Origin of the sequence: Paraburkholderia acidicola, assembly GCF_002362315.1 — a bacterium.
Taxonomy (GTDB): domain Bacteria; phylum Pseudomonadota; class Gammaproteobacteria; order Burkholderiales; family Burkholderiaceae; genus Paraburkholderia; species Paraburkholderia acidicola.
Window position 1 is genome coordinate 622,043 of record NZ_MTZV01000002.1, and the last position, 16,741, is coordinate 638,783.

The following is a 16,741-nucleotide window of genomic DNA, read 5'->3' on the forward strand; positions in this document are numbered from 1 at the left end:
GAGGACACCCGCGGTCATCATCTGTACGCCCGCTTCGCCGCTGCCACTATGATCGGGCGAATCTCAGAACAACCGCGACGGAGACCCCCGCCCATGGAGACACCCCAGTCTGTTGCCGCCACCACCGTGCCCACGGCCGGTAAGGCGCCCGAGGTATCGAACGTCGTCACCGGCGACGGTATCGAGCTACCGCTGTACCGCTGGCCCGTGGCGGCGCCCCGCGCAACCGTCGCGCTGGTGCACGGCCTCGCGGAGCACGCGGGCCGCTATACAGCGCTGGCACAACAGCTGAACGCGGCGGGCATCGAACTGTTCGCCATCGATCTGCGCGGTCACGGCCGCGCGCCCGGCTTGCGCGTGTGGGTAGAGCGTTTCGACGACTATCTGCAGGATGCCGATGCGTTGCTCGACGCTGCCGCCCGCAGCAGCGCGCCGCTTTTCCTGATGGGGCACAGCATGGGCGGCGAGATCGCGGCGCTGTATACGATCGAACGGGCTGCGAGTCGCGGCCGTCGGTTGACCGGCTTGATCCTGTCGAGTCCGGCGTTGGCCCCCGGCCGCGACGTGCCACGCTGGATGATCGGGCTGAGCCGGATTATCAGCCGCGTATGGCCGCGTTTCCCGGCCCTCAAGATCGACGCGGCGCTGCTGTCGCGCAATCCGGCAGTCGTCGACAACAACCTGCACGATCTGCTCGTCCATCACGGCGCGGTACCGGCGCGCACGGGCGCCGAGATCCTGCTCGCGATGACGCGCATCGAACGCGGCCGGGCCGGTTTGCGGCTACCGCTGCTCGTCTATCACGGCACCCGGGACAAGCTCACCGAACCCGACGGCAGCCGGACGTTCGGCGCGCAGGCGGGCTCGCCCGACAAGACGCTCACGCTGTACGAGGGGAGTTACCACGAGACGATGAACGACCTCGATCGCAAGCAGGTGATCGATGCGTTGATCGAGTGGATCGTGAAGCGCGCGGCCTGACGTGCGTCGGTTCAGCGCTGCCAGTCAGGCGGGCGTTTGTCGATGAACGCCTGCACGCCTTCAAGCGCGGAGGCATCCATCATGTTGCAGGCCATCGTCTGACCAGCAAGCTGATATGCGGCGCCGATGCCCATTTCGAGTTGGCGGTAGAAGAGCCCTTTCCCCGCGCGCACCGCCTCGCGCGGTTTCGCGCAGATGCTCGACGCCAGTGTGGCAACCGCCGCGTCGAGTTCGTCGAGCGGCACGACCCGGTTGACGAGCCCTTGCTGTAGCGCGCGCTGCGCATCGATGAACTCGCCGGTCAGCAGCATTTCGAGCGCGGCCTTGCGCGACAGGTTGCGCGATAGCGGCACCGACGGCGTCGCGCAGAACAGCCCCAGGTTGACGCCCGATACCGCGAAGCGCGCGGAATCGGCGGCGACGGCGAGATCGCACATCGCGACCAGTTGACAGCCCGCCGCGGTCGCCACGCCATGCACTCGCGCGATGACGGGCTGCGGCAGACGCTGGACAGTCAGCATCATCTTCGTGCAGCGCGCGAAGAGCGCCTCGTAGTAGCCCGCCGACGGCGCCGCCCGCATTTCCTTCAGGTCATGCCCCGCGCAAAACGCGCGACCCGCGCCAGCGATCACGACCACGCGCGCCTCCGAATGTTCGAGCGATGCGAGCTGTGTTTGCAGTTCGTCGAGCAGCGCCTCCGACAGCGCGTTGAACGCATCGGGCCGGTTCAGTGTCAGGCAGACCAGGTCGCGCACACCGTACGCGTCGTGCTTAACGTCGACGAGTGATGCGCGATCGGTTTTGTCTGATACGGGAATCTGCGAAGTGCCGCTCATGACTTGTTCCTTTGCGTAGCCGCAGCGTAACGGAGCGGCCTTAAATTCCCGCCAGCGCCCGCACGTGCGCCACGACGCTGCGACCGAGCGCAGAGAGGTTATAACCGCCCTCGAGACAACTGACGATCCGGCCCTGCGCGTAGCGGTCCGCGATCTCGCGAATCTGTCCGGTGATCCAGGCGTAGTCGTCTTCGACGAGCCCCATGTTGCCGAGATCGTCTTCGCGATGCGCATCGAAGCCCGCCGACACGAAGATCATCTCCGGCTTGAACGCGTGTAGCCGCGGCAGCCATAGCAGGTCCACCACCTCGCGCACCTCCATGCCTTTCGAGCGCGCGGGCATCGGCACGTTCACCATGTTCGGCGCCTGGTTGTCCGCGCCGCTGAACGGATAGAACGGATGCTGGAAGAAGCTGCACATCAGCACGCGCGAGTCGCCAGAGAACGCCGCTTCCGTACCGTTGCCGTGATGCACGTCGAAATCGACGACCGCGACACGCGCAAGACCGTGCACTTCCAGCGCATGACGCGCCGCAATCGCAACGTTGTTGAAGAAGCAGAAGCCCATCGCGCGCGCAGGCTCCGCATGGTGACCCGGCGGGCGCACGCTACAGAAAGCATTGTCGTAACGACCTTCGATCACCGCATCGGTCGCGGTGATTGCTGCGCCGGCAGCGCGCAATGCGGCCTGCCACGAATGCGGATTCATCGATGTGTCGGGATCGATCTCCGCATAGCCTTCGGATGGCGCGCGGCTGCGGATGTAGTCGATATGCGCCTGGGTATGCACACGCAGCAGCGCGGCTTCGTCGGCGGGCGGCGCCGTATCGCGTTCGATCAGCCCATCGATGCGACTCGCGATCAGTTGATCTTCGATCGCCTGCAGGCGCGCGGGGCATTCGGGATGCCATTGCCCCATCTCGTGCTGCAGACAATCGGTGTGGGAATAGAAGCCTGTGGCCATGAATCGTCGAGCCGCGCGACGCCATGCGTGCGCGACATGTCTCCGTCTGGGCGCGCAGCGGGAATGCGCGCAATTAGCGCCAAGTTACCACACGACGGCGCATCGCTCCCGGCCGCGCATGGGTTATGCGCTTTTGTTCTGCGGTCACCACATGCACCGGCGCCGCCGATGTCGTCGGGTATACTGGCCCGGTCCTTTTCCGCCCCTGCCCAGCCCGTCCCCTATGACCGTTACGTCTGCTTTGCCCGCCTCGACATTCACGTCCACGCACGCATCGAACCGGTTCAGCGCAACAGTGCTCGTGATGGCGCTGATCGCTGCGTGCGGGTTCGCCGGCAGCCGTGCCGCGAGTGCGCAGACCGTGAATCCAAAGCCCGCATTGCTCGCGCAAAGCCAGCCTCAGGCGACGGTCCAGCAAGGGCAGACATTCGAAGAAGAGATCGTTCCGCAGCGCTACGCGAACAACGCGGACGTCGATGCGTTTATCAACGACATGGTTGCGCGCTACGACTTCGATCCGTCCGTGTTGCATGCGCTGTTCGCGCGCGTCAGCTATTCGGCGACTGCGGTGAAGCTCGTCACGCCCGCGGCGTCGCCGTCGATCAAGAACTGGCGCGTGTACCAGGCGCGCTTTCTCGATCAGATACGCATCAACGCAGGTGTACGTTTCTGGCGCAACAACCAGGCGACGCTGCAACGCGCGTACGACGAGTTCGGTGTGCCGCCTGAAGTGATCGTCGGCATTATCGGTGTCGAGACGATTTATGGGCGCTTCATGGGCAACTTCCGTGTGCTCGATGCGCTCACGACGTTGACCTTCGATTACCCGGGCACCCCGAATCGCGCCGACCGTCAGGCGACGTTCCGCAAGAATCTCGCAGACTATCTGGTGTGGACGCGCGATTCGCAGATCGATCCGACTACCGTGCTCGGCTCCTACACGGGCGCGATCGGCATTCCGCAGTTTCTGCCGAGCAGCATCGTGCAATACGCAGTCAACTACGACGGCAACAAGCAGATCGACCTGCGCACGAGCCAGGCCGATGCGATCGGCAGCGTCGCGAACTATCTGAAGCAGAACGGCTGGGAGAACGGCCGGCCGGTGGTGTGGAAAATTACCAGCGATCCAGGCAGCATCGGCATCGCGCAAGCTGCTGCTGACGGTCAGCCGGAACCGCACTGGCCGCTCGCCCAGTTGCTGCGCGCCGGTATGCTGCTCAACGAACCGAACCTCGACATTGCGTCGGAAGCAGGTACGCCGGTCACGGTGATCGATTTGCCGTCTCCGGGACGGCCGACCGAATACGAACTGGGTCTGAAGAACTTCTACGTATTGACGCGCTATAACCGCAGCTTCTTCTACGCGCTCGCCGTGTATCAGCTTGGTCAGCGCATCAAGGCGCAGATGGAAGCAACCGGCGATGCGACGCCGGGCGATCAGGCGCCGAACGTTGAGCCGAGTCCTGCGTTGAATCCGGGGATTAGTCCGGGAATAAACAGTGGTTCAAATCCAGGCAATCAGTAGGATGCGGCGCGCTGGATAGCGCAATCGCTCCGCAGCGTGAAACGCAAAGCGCCGGCTTCAAAACCGGCGCTTTTTGCTGGCGTTTCGTTGCAAGAATCCGCGTTGCGAGAACCTCAGGCCGGAAACACACCCGTCGACAGATACCGATCCCCACGATCGCAAACAATAAACACGATGGTCGCATTCTCGACCTGACGCGCAATCCGCATTGCCACCTCGCAGGCACCCGCTGACGAGATCCCACAGAAAATCCCCTCCACCGATGCCAGCCGCCGCGCCATCGCCTCGGACGCGGCCTGGCTGACATTCTCAGTGCGATCGACACGGGTGCGATCGAAGATCTTCGGCAGATAGGCTTCCGGCCATTTGCGAATACCTGGAATACGCGAACCCTCTTCCGGCTGCGCACCGATAATCTCCACCGCCTGGCTCTGTTCCTTCAGATACTGCGACACGCCCATGATCGTGCCGGTCGTGCCCATCGCAGAGACGAAATGCGTAATGCGTCCTTCGGTATCGCGCCAGATTTCCGGGCCGGTCGATTCGTAGTGTGCGAGCGGATTGTCGGGATTCGCGAACTGATCGAGGATCACGCCCTTGCCGTCGCGCTGCATCTGCTCGGCGAGATCGCGTGCGTACTCCATGCCGCCCGTCACCGGCGTGAGCACGATCTGCGCGCCGTAGGCGGCCATGCTCTGGCGCCGTTCGAGCGACAGGTCTTCCGGCATGAGCAGCACCATCTTGTAGCCGCGGATCGCCGCGGCCATTGCCAGCCCAATGCCGGTGTTACCGCTCGTCGCTTCGATCAGCGTATCGCCGGGCTTGATGCGTCCGCGCGCTTCGGCCTTGTTGATCATCGACAGCGCCGGACGATCCTTCACCGAACCGGCCGGGTTGTTCCCCTCGAGCTTGCCGAGAATCACGTTGTTGCGGCTGCGGATCTCGTCGTCCGGCAGGCGGACGAGCTGGACGAGCGGCGTATTGCCGATCGTGTCTTCAATTGTTTTGTAAGCCATGTGCGTTTGCTTTGCCGGACGATCGATAATCTGCCGATTCTAAACCACCGCGCCCAGCCTCGCTGTCTACCCCTCGTCGCAACGCGGGCAGTTGTCCGAAACGACAGCAGGTGCGAGACGTTGCGCCCACCACACACAATCGCGCCTGAAACGCAAAAAACCGCGGCGAATATCGCCGCGGGAGCCAGTCATTAGAAGACGGCTGAAGGAGCGACCTGAAGGGATGAGCCGACAGAAGCAAGCGCCTCGCGCGCGCCCGGCAAGAAACCGCGCAGGGCGGCAAACACCGCCCTGATCGCACGCAGCTACTTCTTCGCTACCGTCGCCGCGCCGTTTTTCACACCAGGGTTTGCGGGCGCGGCCTTTGCCGCAGCCTGTGCGCCAGCAGCAGCGCCAGCCGGACCGATAGCGAGACCCTCCGCCTGCAGGCGCTCGACGGTATGCCCACCCATACCCTTGACGCGTTTGCCGAGATCGCCCGCATCCTTGAACGGACCGTGCGCGGTGCGCTCTTCGAGAATCGCTTTGGCCTTCGACGCGCCAATACCCCTGATACCGCGCAGTGCGTCCTCGTTCGCCGTATTGACGTCGACGGCCGCATAGGCGTGACCGAACGCGGCGAGCATCGCCGCCGTAATGATGGTTTTTCGGAACATCTGGACTCTCCTTGATGCAACCAGTCGGCGCCGATCGCCGACCAGGAGAGTCCAGTTTAAGAAACCGCGAGAGGGATTTATAGCTGGCCGAACAGCCAACGCACGTAGCGATCGACGCCTTCCTGCACCGTCAGGAACGGCGCATCGTAACCGGCCGCACGCAGCTTCGTCGGATCGGCCTGCGTGAAGCACTGATACTTGCCGCGCAGCGCATCGGGAAACGGCACGTACTCGATCAGTCCGCGTTGCACCTGCTCGGCAAGCGACAGTGCCGGCTCGTTTTTCAGCGCCCGCAACGTGTTGACGACCGTCGTCGCGATGTCGTTGAACGGCTGCGCGCGTCCGGTACCGAGGTTGAAAATACCCGACTTGTCCGGATGATCGAAGAAGAACAGGTTCACCTTCGTCACGTCTTCGACGGAGACGAAGTCGCGTGTCTGTTCGCCTGCGCCGTAGCCGTTGTATTCGCCAAACAGCTTGACCTTGCCTTCCGCGCGGAACTGGTTGAAGTTGTGAAACGCCACCGACGCCATGCGGCCCTTGTGCGTTTCGCGCGCGCCATACACGTTGAAATAGCGGAAGCCGGCAATCTGGCTCTTCGCTTGCGGCAACACACGTCGGATTACCTGATCGAACAGAAACTTCGAATAGCCGTACACGTTCAGCGGTGCTTCCGCGGTGCGATCTTCGACGAAGCGGTCTGAGCCACCGTAAGTCGCCGCCGACGACGCATACAGAAACTGCGTGCCCTGCGCGAGACACGCATCGAGCACCGCGCGGCTGTAACGGAAGTTGTTGTCCATCATGTAGCGGCCGTCGGTTTCCATCGTGTCCGAACAGGCGCCTTCATGGAACACCGCACGTACCTTGCCGAAATCGCCGCGCGCAAACCGTTCGACAAATTCAGTCTTGTCGAGATAATCATCGATCTCGCAATCGACGAGGTTCTTGAACTTGTCGGCGCGCGTCAGGTTGTCCACTGCGATGATGCGCTGCTCGCCGCGCTCGTTGAGCGCCTTGACGATATTGCTGCCGATAAAGCCGGCTGCGCCGGTGACGATGAGAGTCATGATCGTCCTGCGTTGAGTAAGAGTAGCGGTTGCTACGCGGCGTCTTGCGTCGTTCGCATGGCTGCGCGACGCAAAACGCGGCGCGGGTTCAATGGAACAGTTCGTCGTAATCGACAGTGGCGGTGCCGAGCTTGCCGACCACGATGCCCGCGGCGCGATTCGCCAGCGAGACCGCTTCGACCAGCGACAAACCCGCGCCTAGCATGGCGGCGAGCGTGGCGATCACGGTGTCGCCGGCACCCGAGACATCATACACTTCGCGTGCCACCGCCGAAGCGTGCAGGATGCCTTCGGCGGCGAACAGCGTCATGCCTTCTTCGGAGCGCGTGAGCAGCAGCGCGTCGAGTTCGAGATCGGCGCGCAGTTTCGCGACCCGCGCATGCAGGTCCTCTTCCGATTTCCATTGTCCGATCACTTCGCGCAATTCCGCGCGGTTCGGCGTGATCACCGTCGCGCCGCGATAGCGCTCCCAGTCATCGCCCTTCGGATCGACCAGCACCGGCCGGCCCGCCGCGCGTGCATTGGCGATCATCCGCGTGACATGCGTGAGGCCGCCCTTCGCGTAATCGGACATCAGGATCACATCGTGTTGCGGCAGCAGTGCATCGAAGCGCGCGAGACCGGACAGCAGCACTTCGTGCGCCGGCGTGTTTTCGAAATCGACGCGCAGCAACTGCTGCTGGCGCGACAGCACGCGTAACTTGATCGTGGTCAGCAGCGCGGGGTCGCGCTCGAGATACGGCGTGACACCGCTGTCGCCGAGCAACTGCACGATGCGCTCGCCAGGTTCGTCGTGACCGACCACGCACAGCAATCCGGCCTGCGCACCGAGCGCCGCCGCATTGCGCGCGACGTTCGCCGCGCCGCCCAGACGGTCTTCCTGTTTCTGCACATGCACGACTGGTACCGGCGCTTCCGGCGAGATCCGGTTGACGTCGCCGAACCAGTAACGGTCGAGCATGACATCGCCCACCACGAGCACGCGTGCACGCGCGATCTGCTCGCGCGGTACGACGCGTGGTTCGGGTACCGGCGTCGACGCTTCAGGGACGGTGGGAGGGTTGTACATAGGGGCGTCCAATCGAGTGATAGTCGATGCCCAGCTCGGTCATCGCTTCCGGTTCGTACAGGTTGCGGCCATCGAAAATCAGCGGCGACTTCAGCACCGACTTCAGGTACGCGAAGTCCGGGCTCTTGAACTCTTTCCATTCGGTAACGATGACAAGCGCGTCGGCGCCGATCAAGGTTTCGTCCTGGGTGTTCACGAAGTGCAGGCGCGCGCGTTGTTCGGGCTCGCCGTCGAGATCCATTGCAAAGACACGGCGCGCTTCGTCCAGCGCGACCGGATCGTAAGCACGTACGGTCGCACCGCGCGTCAGCAGTTCCGCGATCAGCCGTCGACTCGGCGCTTCGCGCATGTCGTCGGTGTTCGGCTTGAACGCGAGCCCCCAAACCGCGAACGTGCGGCCCGTCAGATCGTCGCCGAGCGCGCCGGTAATCTTGCGCACGAGGATTTCCTTCTGCGCCTGATTCACGTCCTCGACGGCTTCGAGAATGCGCAGGTTGTGACCGCTCTCGCTCGCGGTGCGGATCAGTGCCTGCACGTCCTTCGGAAAGCACGAGCCGCCGTAACCGACGCCCGCATACAGGAAGTGGTAACCGATGCGCGGGTCGGAGCCGATGCCGCGACGCACGGCTTCGATATCGGCGCCCACGCGATCCGCAAGATTCGCCATTTCGTTCATGAACGAGATGCGTGTTGCAAGCATCGCGTTGGCCGCGTACTTCGTGAATTCGGCGGAACGCACGTCCATGTACAGCGTGCGCTCGTGATTGCGGTTGAACGGCGCATACAGACGCTTCATCTTTTCGCGCGCGATCTGGCCGGCCGCATCGTCGTCGATGCCGAGCACGATGCGATCGGGCCGCATGAAGTCGTCGACGGCGGCGCCTTCCTTCAGGAACTCGGGATTCGATACCACCGAGAAACGATGCTGCGGGCTGTCCGCGAGACCGCGCTTCGCCAGTTCTTCTGCGACAACGGCACGCACGCGTTCGGCGGTACCGACCGGCACCGTCGACTTGTCGACGATCACCTTGTAGCTATTCATGTAGCGGCCGATGTTGCGCGCCGCTTCGAGCACGTATTGCAGATCGGCGGAACCGTCTTCATCGGGCGGCGTACCGACCGCGATGAACTGCACGTCGCCGTGTTCGACGCTCGCCTGAATATCGGTGGCGAACTCGATGCGTCCGGCCGCCCGCGTGCGCGCGATGATTTCCTTCAGGCCCGGCTCGTGAATCGGCACGCCGCCGCCGTTCAGGATGCCGATCTTGCGCGGATCGACGTCGACGCAGAAGACGTCGTTGCCGATTTCGGCCAGGCACGCGCCTGTGACGAGCCCGACATAGCCCGTACCGATGATGGTGATTTTCATACGCGTTCCGGTAGGTGGTTCCGGTGTGGGTTTCCGGTGAATGATTCAACCGTGTCGCTACTGCACGGGCGCGGCGATCTTCGCGCGCACCCGGCGTTGTCGTGATCAGCTCGCCGCTGCCATCGGTTCGATGCGACGCGGCGCATAGGTTTCCCAACCGCTACAGCCCGGGCATTGCCAATAGAAAAGCCGTGCCCGAAAACCGCAATTCTGGCACGTGTAGCGCGGCAGATTTTTCGTCCGCTGTTTGATCAAGGTGCGCATCAGATCCAGCTCACTGCGCCGCGGTTCTTCCGCGGTTGCCTGCTGTGCTTCGAGCAGGCGCGTCATGCCCGCGAGCGTCGGCGATTTCTGCATCTGCGTACGGGCCAGGGCATGCGCCGCGTCGGGTCCGCGCAGTGCCGCGACGTGCTGATACGCGACATCCAGCAGATCGTTGGTCGGATAGCGATCCACCCATGTCGTGAGCAGATTGGCGCCCTCTTCCTGCTGGCCGAGCGCCGCATACGCCTTCATCAGTTTTTCGGCCACGAGAGGCAGGTAGGCCGGATTCTGCTCCTCGACCTTGCGCCACTGCGCGATCGCGGCTTGTTGCTCGCCCGCAGCTGCGGCCACGTCACCGGAGAGTATGGTCGCGCGGACGTTCTGCGGATTGGCTTTCAGTGCGAGGGCGATCTGCCGGCGTGCCTCGTCGGGCTTCTGCTGCTGCAGCGCTTCGTGCGCGAGTTCGCAGTGGAACTGGGCCACTTCTTTCTCGAGCGATGCCGCGCCCATGGTTTCGAGCCGGCGTGCGGTATCGATCGATTTGTTCCAGTCCTTTTCGATCTCGTAGATCGTCATCAGCGAACGCTGCGCGCCCAGCGCGTGGTCGCCCGTTTGCAGCGAACGGAAAGTTTCCTCCGCGCGATCGAGCAGACCGGCCTTCAGAAAATCCTGGCCGAGTTCGAAGAGCGCGTGGTCGCGCTCCTTGACCGGCAGGTCGGCGCGGCTCAGCAGGTTTTGATGCACGCGGATCGCGCGATCTGTTTCACCACGCCGGCGAAACAGATTGCCGAGTGCGAAGTGCAGTTCGATGGTTTCGGGGTCGAGCTTGACGACTTCGATGAATGCATCGATCGCCTGATCCGGTTGTTCGTTCAGCAGAAAATTCAGGCCGCGGAAATAGGACCGCGGCAGATTGGCGCTCTCGGACAACAGCGTCTTCAGGTCGTAACGCGCGGCCATCCAGCCGAGCGCGAAGGCGACCGGTATAACGAGTAGCCACCAGTAGTCTAGATCCATGCGAATGGTAGTGAAGGCGAAAACAAAAGCCGCGCACACGAGGCGCGCGGCATGAGGAAACTCACATCAATGGCGGCAGCGGCGGTTGTTCGACGACCACCGGCGTTTCGCGCGCGACGCGCAGATCGCGCTTCAGGCGGCCGTTCTCGAGCCGTAACCGGAACAGCGCCGGCAACGACGATACGAGGCCAGCCAGCAGCCCCACGACGAAGAACGCGAGGCCAATCAGGATCAACGGCGCCTGCCATTGATAGCCAGCCAGGAAATTCAACGTGACGGTTTGCGTATTGGAGAGTGCGAGCACCAGCAGCAGCACGAACACCAGCACGCGGATCAACCAGACGATAAATTTCATGAGTAGATCTCTTGACGGCGATTGCGGGATGACGCCGGCCTGATGACGCATCGCGCCACGGTGCTGCCCGCGCCGAAGTGACCCGTATTGTAAATGAAGCCTCTCGCCGCTGGACAGAACCCGTGTCCTGGGCGATCCCGCTTGCATGGATCCGCCGCAGTTCGGTGTAGCACGCCATACAGGCGAAAAAAAAGCGCCCGCAGGCGCTTTTTTCTGATCTTTTTGCCGTCTGGCATCTGTGGCATCCGCCGCTGGCGGTCGCTACAGTTTCGTTGCATGCACCGAAACTCACAGATCGTCGTCCGGCCCTTCGTCTTTCAGCGGTTCGCCCGCACGTCGATCGACGCGCTCGCGCAACTCCTTGCCAGGCTTGAAATGCGGTACGAACTTCTCCGGCACCAGCACCTTTTCGCCCGATTTCGGATTGCGTCCGACACGGGAAGGACGGCGGTTAAGGCCGAAGCTGCCGAAGCCACGAATTTCAATGCGATGGCCTTTGGCAAGCGCCTCGGACATTGCATCGAGCATCGTCTTCACCGCAAAATCCGCGTCCTTGAGAACAAGTTGCGGGAATCGCGTAGCAAGCTGGGCGACCAATTCCGATTTGGTCATACTGCAGCAGACCCCTAAAGAAAACGCCTGACCGCCCCCAGGTTTTGTACACCGCAGGAAGTCCCCGTGGGGGACAGCCCCTCTTCAGGGGGCCTGGCGCGCGAGGCGCCAGGGTTGGGGGCGTTCTTCAGGCTTACTGGTTCTGGCCGTCGAGCTTGGCCTTCAACAGCGCGCCGAGGTTCGTCGTGCCGGTTGCTGCCGCGTTGGAATCCGACGAAGCCAGGCCGCGGATCGCTTCCTGTTGCTCAGCCGAATCCTTGGCCTTGACCGACAGGTTGATGCCACGCGACTTGCGATCGATGTTGATGATCATCGCGTTGACCTTGTCGCCTTCCTTCAGCACGTTGCGCGCATCTTCCACGCGGTCTTGAGCGATTTCCGAAGCGCGCAGGTAGCCTTCGACTTCCGTCGACAGCGTGACCACTGCACCCTTCGCATCTACCGTCTTGACCACGCCGTCGACGATCGAACCCTTGTCGTTCATGGCAACGAAGTTGCTGAACGGGTCGCCTTCGAGCTGCTTGATGCCGAGCGAAATGCGTTCTTTCTCGACATCGATGCCGAGCACGATCGCTTCCACTTCGTCGCCCTTCTTGTACTTGCGCACGGCTTCTTCGCCGGTTTCGCTCCACGACAGATCGGAGAGGTGAACCAGACCATCGATGCCGCCAGGCAGGCCGATGAACACGCCGAAGTCGGTGATCGACTTGATCGCGCCCTGCAGCTTGTCGCCCTTCTTGAAGTTACGGCTGAAGTCGTCCCACGGGTTCGGCTTGCATTGCTTCATGCCGAGGCTGATACGGCGGCGGTCTTCGTCGATTTCGAGAACCATGACTTCGACTTCGTCGCCGAGCTGCACAACCTTCGACGGTGCAACGTTCTTGTTCGTCCAGTCCATTTCCGACACGTGAACCAGGCCTTCGATGCCCGATTCCACTTCGACGAATGCGCCGTAGTCGGTGATGTTGGTGACCTTGCCGAACAGGCGCGTGCCCGACGGGTAACGGCGGGAAATGCCTTCCCACGGATCGTCGCCGAGTTGCTTGATGCCCAGCGAGACGCGGTTCTTCTCTTGATCAAACTTGAGGATCTTCGCGGTGACTTCCTGGCCAACCGACAGCACTTCGCTCGGGTGACGCACACGACGCCATGCGATGTCGGTGATGTGCAGCAGACCGTCGATACCGCCGAGGTCCACGAACGCGCCGTAGTCGGTGATGTTCTTGACCACGCCTTCCACGATCGCGCCTTCCTTCAGCGTTTCGAGCAGCTTTGCGCGCTCTTCGCCTTGCGTAGCTTCGATCACGGCACGGCGCGACAGCACGACGTTGTTACGCTTGCGGTCGAGCTTGATGACGCGGAATTCGAGGGTCTTGCCTTCGTACGGGGTCGTGTCCTTGACCGGACGCGTGTCGACGAGCGAACCCGGCAGGAATGCGCGGATGCCATTGACCATCACGGTCATGCCGCCCTTGACCTTGCCCGTGATCGTGCCGGTCACGAGTTCGTTGTTGTCGAGGGCTTTTTCCAGCGACAGCCACGAAGCGAGACGCTTCGCCTTGTCGCGCGACAGGATCGTGTCGCCGTAGCCGTTTTCGAGCGCGTCGATCGCGACGGAAACGAAGTCGCCCGCCTGCACTTCCACTTCACCCGCGTCGTTCAGGAATTCTTCCAGCGGGATGTAGGCTTCGGACTTGAGACCAGCATTGACGACCACGAAGTTGTGGTCGACGCGCACGACTTCGGCGGAGATCACTTCGCCAGCGCGCATGTCCTGCTTGGTCAGCGACTCTTCGAACAGAGCCGCAAAAGATTCGGTATTCGGGGTGGAGGTTTGCAGGTCGGACATAAAAATCGGAATTTGCCTGGTTTTCGCGCGGCCCGGATGGCCGTACAGCGGCAAGACTTCAGTCGCTGTGATTAAAGCGAATCCCACGCGGGGTTAAAGGGTTAAATACACGCTTCGCGACGCTCGCGAAGCACCTACCTTGCCGCTCGCACGCTCTTGCGCGCGTCATGCATGCGGCGTTAGCGCCTGATACCACTGCACTACCTGGCCGACCGCCTGGTCGACTGACAGTGCTGAGGTGTCGAGCAGCTTTGCATCTGCTGCGGGCTTGAGCGGCGCGGCCGTGCGCTGACTATCGCGCGCGTCGCGTTCACGCAAATCCCGGAGCAAGTCATCTATATTAGCAGAAAAACCTTTTTGGATCAATTGCTTATGACGTCGCGCCGCACGGGCCTCGGCGCTTGCGGTCAAAAACACCTTCAGGGCTGCATCCTGGAAGATCACTGTCCCCATATCGCGGCCATCGGCCACTAACCCTGGTTCCTTGCGAAAAGCCCGCTGACGCGCCACCAGCGCGGTCCGCACCGGGGTGTGGACGGCAATTGCCGAGGCCCGTTTGCCGATTTCCTCGGCGCGGATTTCGCTCGATACGTCCACCCCGTCGAGCTGTGCCAGCCCCTCGCGGAACGTGATGTGCAGGTCGCCGACCAGCTTGGCCAGCGCGTCGGCATCGTCGGTGGCGACCTGGTAGCGCGCGCTGGCCAGCGCGGTAAGCCGGTAGAGCGCGCCGCTGTCGAGCAGGTGAAAACCCAGCTGGGCGGCGACCAGCGCGGCCACGGTGCCCTTACCGGAGGCAGTCGGGCCATCGATCGTAATGACGGGCGTCTGGTGAAAAGGACGGGTCGGTTTCATCGGAAAAGTCGCTCGTCGGGGCAAGCCGGAGTGGAAATCGGTGTCACGGCTTTGCGAGCGCGGCAAAGCGCTCGAAATAGTCGGGGAAGGTCTTGCCAACGCACTTCGGGTCGTTGATACGCACCGGCACACCGCCGAGGCTCACCAGCGAGAAGCACATCGCCATCCGGTGATCGTCGTAGGTATCGATTGCAGCGCCGGGCGTGAGGCGGGCGGGCGGTGTGACGACCAGATAGTCGGCGCCCTCTTCGATCGTCGCGCCGACCTTGCGCAATTCGGTCGCCATCGCGGCGATCCGGTCGGTTTCCTTGACGCGCCAGCTGCCGATATTGCGCAGCGTCGAAGTGCCGTCGGCGAACAGCGCAGCCACGGCAATCGTCATCGCGGCGTCCGGGATCAGGTTGAAGTCCATGTCGATCGGCGCGAGCTTGCCGTGATCGTGGCCGATACCGCGCACCTCGATCCAGTCCTCACCCATCGATACATTGGCGCCCATCTGGTTGAGCGCGTCGGCAAAGCCAACGTCGCCCTGGATGCTCGTGCGCCCGACGCCTTCCACCCGCAGCGGTCCGCCACCCAGCGCGCCGGCCGCGAGAAAGTACGAGGCCGACGACGCATCGCCCTCGACCATGATCCGCCCCGGCGCCCGATAGCGCCGACCGGCCGGCACCGTAAAACGCTGCCAGCCGTCGCGCTCGACATGAATGCCGAAGCGCGCCATCAGCTTGATCGTGATGTCGATATAGGGCTTCGAGATCAGTTCGCCTTCCACTTCGACGACCGTCACGCCGCTGGCGGAGCGCACGAGCGGCAGGGTCATCAGCAGCGCGGTCAGGAACTGGCTCGACACGTCGCCGCGCACGCGGATCGGTGCATCGACAGCGATCTGTGCCGCGTGGATACGCAGCGGCGGATAGCCTTCGTTCGCTTCGTAATCGATCTTCGCGCCGATCTGCCGCAAACCGTCGACCAGATCGCCGATCGGCCGCTCGTGCATGCGCGGCACACCGTGCACGCGATATTCGCCGCCGTTTACCGCAAGCGCCGCTGTGAGCGGACGCACCGCCGTACCCGCGTTACCGAGGAACAGATCGGCGCTCTGCGCGGTAAACGCGCCGCGCGTACCGGTGACCGTGCAGGTATCGCCGCTACGGGTCAGTTTCACGCCGAGTTGTTCGAGCGCCGCGAGCATCACGCGGGTGTCGTCGGAATCGAGCAGGTTGGTAATCGTCGTCTCGCCTTCGGCGAGCGCGGCGAGCAGCAGCACACGGTTCGAAATGCTTTTCGAACCAGGCAGGCGCACCGTGCCGGATGCACGGGAGAAGGGTCCGAGATCGAGGTAGTCCATGGTATGTCCTGTTATTTCGACGCGTCGTCGGTACCGGTCTTGCCGCCACCGGCCTGCCATCCGCTGCGCGCTTCCCGCGAACGGGCGAACACGGCTTCGAGCGCCGCGCCGTCGCCCGCTTCGATCGCCGCACGCAGCCGCGCCAGCACCGCCGTGTAGCCGTCGAGTTCGTCGAGCAGCGCCGCGCGGTTGGCGACGCAGATGTCGCGCCACATCTCCGGGCTCGACGCCGCGATCCGCGTGAAATCGCGAAAGCCACCGGCCGCAAAGGAAAACTTCAGCGCTGCGTCCGGAGAGCTGAGAATCTGCTCGACCAGCGCAAACGACAGCACGTGCGGCAGATGACTCACCGACGCAAGCACACGATCGTGCTGCTCCGGCGACATCTCATGCACCGCTGCGCCAGTGGCACGCCACATCGCGGCCACTCTCTCGACGTCGCGCGGCGCATTCTCCGGCAGCGCGCACAGCACGACGTTGCGATCGACATACAGATCGGCGAGCGCCGCGTCGACGCCGCTCGACTCGCGACCGGCAATCGGATGCCCGGGCACGAACTGCGCGACCCGCGAACCAAGCGCCGCGCGCGCCGCGGCGACGACGTCGGATTTCGTGCTGCCGGCATCGGTGACGATGGTCGATGCGTCGAGAAACGGCGCGATGCGCTCGAGCAGCGGCTGCGTCTGCGCCACCGGCGCGGCAAGCAGCACGATGTCCGCGCCCGCCAGCGCCGCGCGCAAAGCGACCGGATCGTCGAAGGTGGCAGCTTCGTCGATCACGCCGAGTTCGAGCGCCCGCGCCGTCGACGCCGCCGAACGCCCAATCCCGACCACAGTACGCGCGCCGCTCACACCATCACGCTCGCGCAACGCACGCGCAAGCGATCCGCCGATCAGGCCGACACCGAAAATCACCAGCTTGTTGAAAGAGAATGCGGCCACAGCGAACCGGGAAAAAG

General features: G+C 63.2%; 16 protein-coding genes. 2 read left to right on the forward strand and 14 right to left on the reverse strand.

Translation table 11 applies throughout. The features are described from left to right. Nucleotides 1-93 precede the first annotated feature (93 nt). A complete protein-coding gene (locus BWP39_RS04900; protein WP_096717424.1) occupies nucleotides 94-981 on the forward strand; it encodes an alpha/beta hydrolase in 888 nt (295 codons plus the stop codon). 11 nt (nucleotides 982-992) lie between these two features. Here the strand turns inward: BWP39_RS04900 and BWP39_RS04905 are convergent, their stop codons facing one another. Together BWP39_RS04905 and BWP39_RS04910 are read right to left on the reverse strand one after the other, a co-directional pair. After that, entirely contained in the window at nucleotides 993-1,817 is an 825-nt protein-coding gene (locus BWP39_RS04905; protein WP_096717426.1) for an enoyl-CoA hydratase, read from the reverse strand. Between the two features lie 40 nt (nucleotides 1,818-1,857). Next, on the reverse strand, nucleotides 1,858-2,781 hold the full coding sequence (locus tag BWP39_RS04910) for a histone deacetylase family protein (protein WP_096717428.1): 924 nt from the start codon (nucleotides 2,779-2,781) through the stop codon (nucleotides 1,858-1,860). Nucleotides 2,782-3,004: 223 nt separating this feature from the next. Here BWP39_RS04910 and mltB point away from each other — a divergent pair, with 223 nt between their 5' ends. Next, entirely contained in the window at nucleotides 3,005-4,306 is a 1,302-nt protein-coding gene (mltB, locus tag BWP39_RS04915) for a lytic murein transglycosylase B (RefSeq protein ID WP_207556596.1), read from the forward strand. 113 nt (nucleotides 4,307-4,419) lie between these two features. On the opposite strand, the gene cysM is transcribed toward mltB, so the two are convergent. The 12 genes from cysM to BWP39_RS04975 all read right to left on the reverse strand — a co-directional run bounded on the left by cysM (nucleotide 4,420) and on the right by BWP39_RS04975 (nucleotide 16,724). Next, on the reverse strand, nucleotides 4,420-5,322 hold the full coding sequence (gene cysM / locus BWP39_RS04920; protein WP_096717432.1) for a cysteine synthase CysM: 903 nt from the start codon (nucleotides 5,320-5,322) through the stop codon (nucleotides 4,420-4,422). A gap of 305 nt (nucleotides 5,323-5,627) precedes the next feature. Next, nucleotides 5,628-5,978: a ComEA family DNA-binding protein gene (locus BWP39_RS04925; protein WP_096717434.1), complete on the reverse strand. Its 351-nt coding sequence runs from the start codon at nucleotides 5,976-5,978 to the stop codon at nucleotides 5,628-5,630. Nucleotides 5,979-6,055: 77 nt separating this feature from the next. Further along, complete coding sequence (gene rfaD / locus BWP39_RS04930) at nucleotides 6,056-7,048, reverse strand: ADP-glyceromanno-heptose 6-epimerase (protein WP_096717436.1); 993 nt, start codon at nucleotides 7,046-7,048, stop codon at nucleotides 6,056-6,058. Between the two features lie 88 nt (nucleotides 7,049-7,136). Further along, nucleotides 7,137-8,117 carry a D-glycero-beta-D-manno-heptose-7-phosphate kinase gene (rfaE1, locus tag BWP39_RS04935; RefSeq protein ID WP_096717438.1) on the reverse strand — a complete coding sequence of 327 codons (981 nt, stop codon included), beginning with the start codon at nucleotides 8,115-8,117 and terminating at the stop codon, nucleotides 7,137-7,139. Next, nucleotides 8,092-9,486 (reverse strand): UDP-glucose dehydrogenase family protein, encoded by a 1,395-nt coding sequence (locus tag BWP39_RS04940; protein WP_096717440.1) that lies wholly within the window; start codon nucleotides 9,484-9,486, stop codon nucleotides 8,092-8,094. Before BWP39_RS04940 ends, rfaE1 begins: the two co-directional genes overlap by 26 nt. 105 nt (nucleotides 9,487-9,591) lie before the next feature. Continuing rightward, nucleotides 9,592-10,767, reverse strand: coding sequence for a lipopolysaccharide assembly protein LapB (lapB, locus tag BWP39_RS04945; protein WP_096717442.1), 1,176 nt, complete (start codon nucleotides 10,765-10,767; stop codon nucleotides 9,592-9,594). 61 nt (nucleotides 10,768-10,828) lie between these two features. Beyond that, on the reverse strand, nucleotides 10,829-11,122 hold the full coding sequence (locus tag BWP39_RS04950; protein ID WP_091011498.1) for a LapA family protein: 294 nt from the start codon (nucleotides 11,120-11,122) through the stop codon (nucleotides 10,829-10,831). Nucleotides 11,123-11,410: 288 nt separating this feature from the next. Beyond that, entirely contained in the window at nucleotides 11,411-11,734 is a 324-nt protein-coding gene (locus tag BWP39_RS04955) for an integration host factor subunit beta (RefSeq protein WP_091011497.1), read from the reverse strand. Between the two features lie 133 nt (nucleotides 11,735-11,867). Beyond that, a complete protein-coding gene (gene rpsA / locus BWP39_RS04960; protein WP_091011496.1) occupies nucleotides 11,868-13,583 on the reverse strand; it encodes a 30S ribosomal protein S1 in 1,716 nt (571 codons plus the stop codon). Nucleotides 13,584-13,748: 165 nt separating this feature from the next. Then, nucleotides 13,749-14,435, reverse strand: a complete 687-nt coding sequence (gene cmk, locus BWP39_RS04965) for a (d)CMP kinase (RefSeq protein WP_096717444.1) — start codon at nucleotides 14,433-14,435, stop codon at nucleotides 13,749-13,751. Nucleotides 14,436-14,478: 43 nt separating this feature from the next. Continuing rightward, nucleotides 14,479-15,783 carry a 3-phosphoshikimate 1-carboxyvinyltransferase gene (gene aroA / locus BWP39_RS04970; RefSeq protein WP_096717446.1) on the reverse strand — a complete coding sequence of 435 codons (1,305 nt, stop codon included), beginning with the start codon at nucleotides 15,781-15,783 and terminating at the stop codon, nucleotides 14,479-14,481. 11 nt (nucleotides 15,784-15,794) lie between these two features. After that, the gene (locus BWP39_RS04975) at nucleotides 15,795-16,724 is read right to left on the reverse strand and encodes a prephenate dehydrogenase (RefSeq protein ID WP_096717448.1); all 930 of its coding nucleotides are present in this window, start codon (nucleotides 16,722-16,724) and stop codon (nucleotides 15,795-15,797) included. Between the last annotated feature and the right edge of the window lie 17 nt (nucleotides 16,725-16,741).

Coding starts and splice junctions, on each gene's coding strand:
- BWP39_RS04950 (WP_091011498.1), bottom strand. CDS start 11,122: ATGAAATTTATCGTCTGGTTGATCCGCGTGCTGGTGTTCGTGCTGCTG.
- BWP39_RS04910 (WP_096717428.1), bottom strand. CDS start 2,781: ATGGCCACAGGCTTCTATTCCCACACCGATTGTCTGCAGCACGAGATG.
- lapB (WP_096717442.1), bottom strand. CDS start 10,767: ATGGATCTAGACTACTGGTGGCTACTCGTTATACCGGTCGCCTTCGCG.
- aroA (WP_096717446.1), bottom strand. CDS start 15,783: ATGGACTACCTCGATCTCGGACCCTTCTCCCGTGCATCCGGCACGGTG.
- BWP39_RS04955 (WP_091011497.1), bottom strand. CDS start 11,734: ATGACCAAATCGGAATTGGTCGCCCAGCTTGCTACGCGATTCCCGCAA.
- rpsA (WP_091011496.1), bottom strand. CDS start 13,583: ATGTCCGACCTGCAAACCTCCACCCCGAATACCGAATCTTTTGCGGCT.
- cysM (WP_096717432.1), bottom strand. CDS start 5,322: ATGGCTTACAAAACAATTGAAGACACGATCGGCAATACGCCGCTCGTC.
- rfaD (WP_096717436.1), bottom strand. CDS start 7,048: ATGACTCTCATCGTCACCGGCGCAGCCGGCTTTATCGGCAGCAATATC.
- BWP39_RS04940 (WP_096717440.1), bottom strand. CDS start 9,486: ATGAAAATCACCATCATCGGTACGGGCTATGTCGGGCTCGTCACAGGC.
- BWP39_RS04925 (WP_096717434.1), bottom strand. CDS start 5,978: ATGTTCCGAAAAACCATCATTACGGCGGCGATGCTCGCCGCGTTCGGT.
- BWP39_RS04900 (WP_096717424.1), top strand. CDS start 94: ATGGAGACACCCCAGTCTGTTGCCGCCACCACCGTGCCCACGGCCGGT.
- BWP39_RS04905 (WP_096717426.1), bottom strand. CDS start 1,817: ATGAGCGGCACTTCGCAGATTCCCGTATCAGACAAAACCGATCGCGCA.
- rfaE1 (WP_096717438.1), bottom strand. CDS start 8,117: ATGTACAACCCTCCCACCGTCCCTGAAGCGTCGACGCCGGTACCCGAA.
- cmk (WP_096717444.1), bottom strand. CDS start 14,435: ATGAAACCGACCCGTCCTTTTCACCAGACGCCCGTCATTACGATCGAT.
- mltB (WP_207556596.1), top strand. CDS start 3,005: ATGACCGTTACGTCTGCTTTGCCCGCCTCGACATTCACGTCCACGCAC.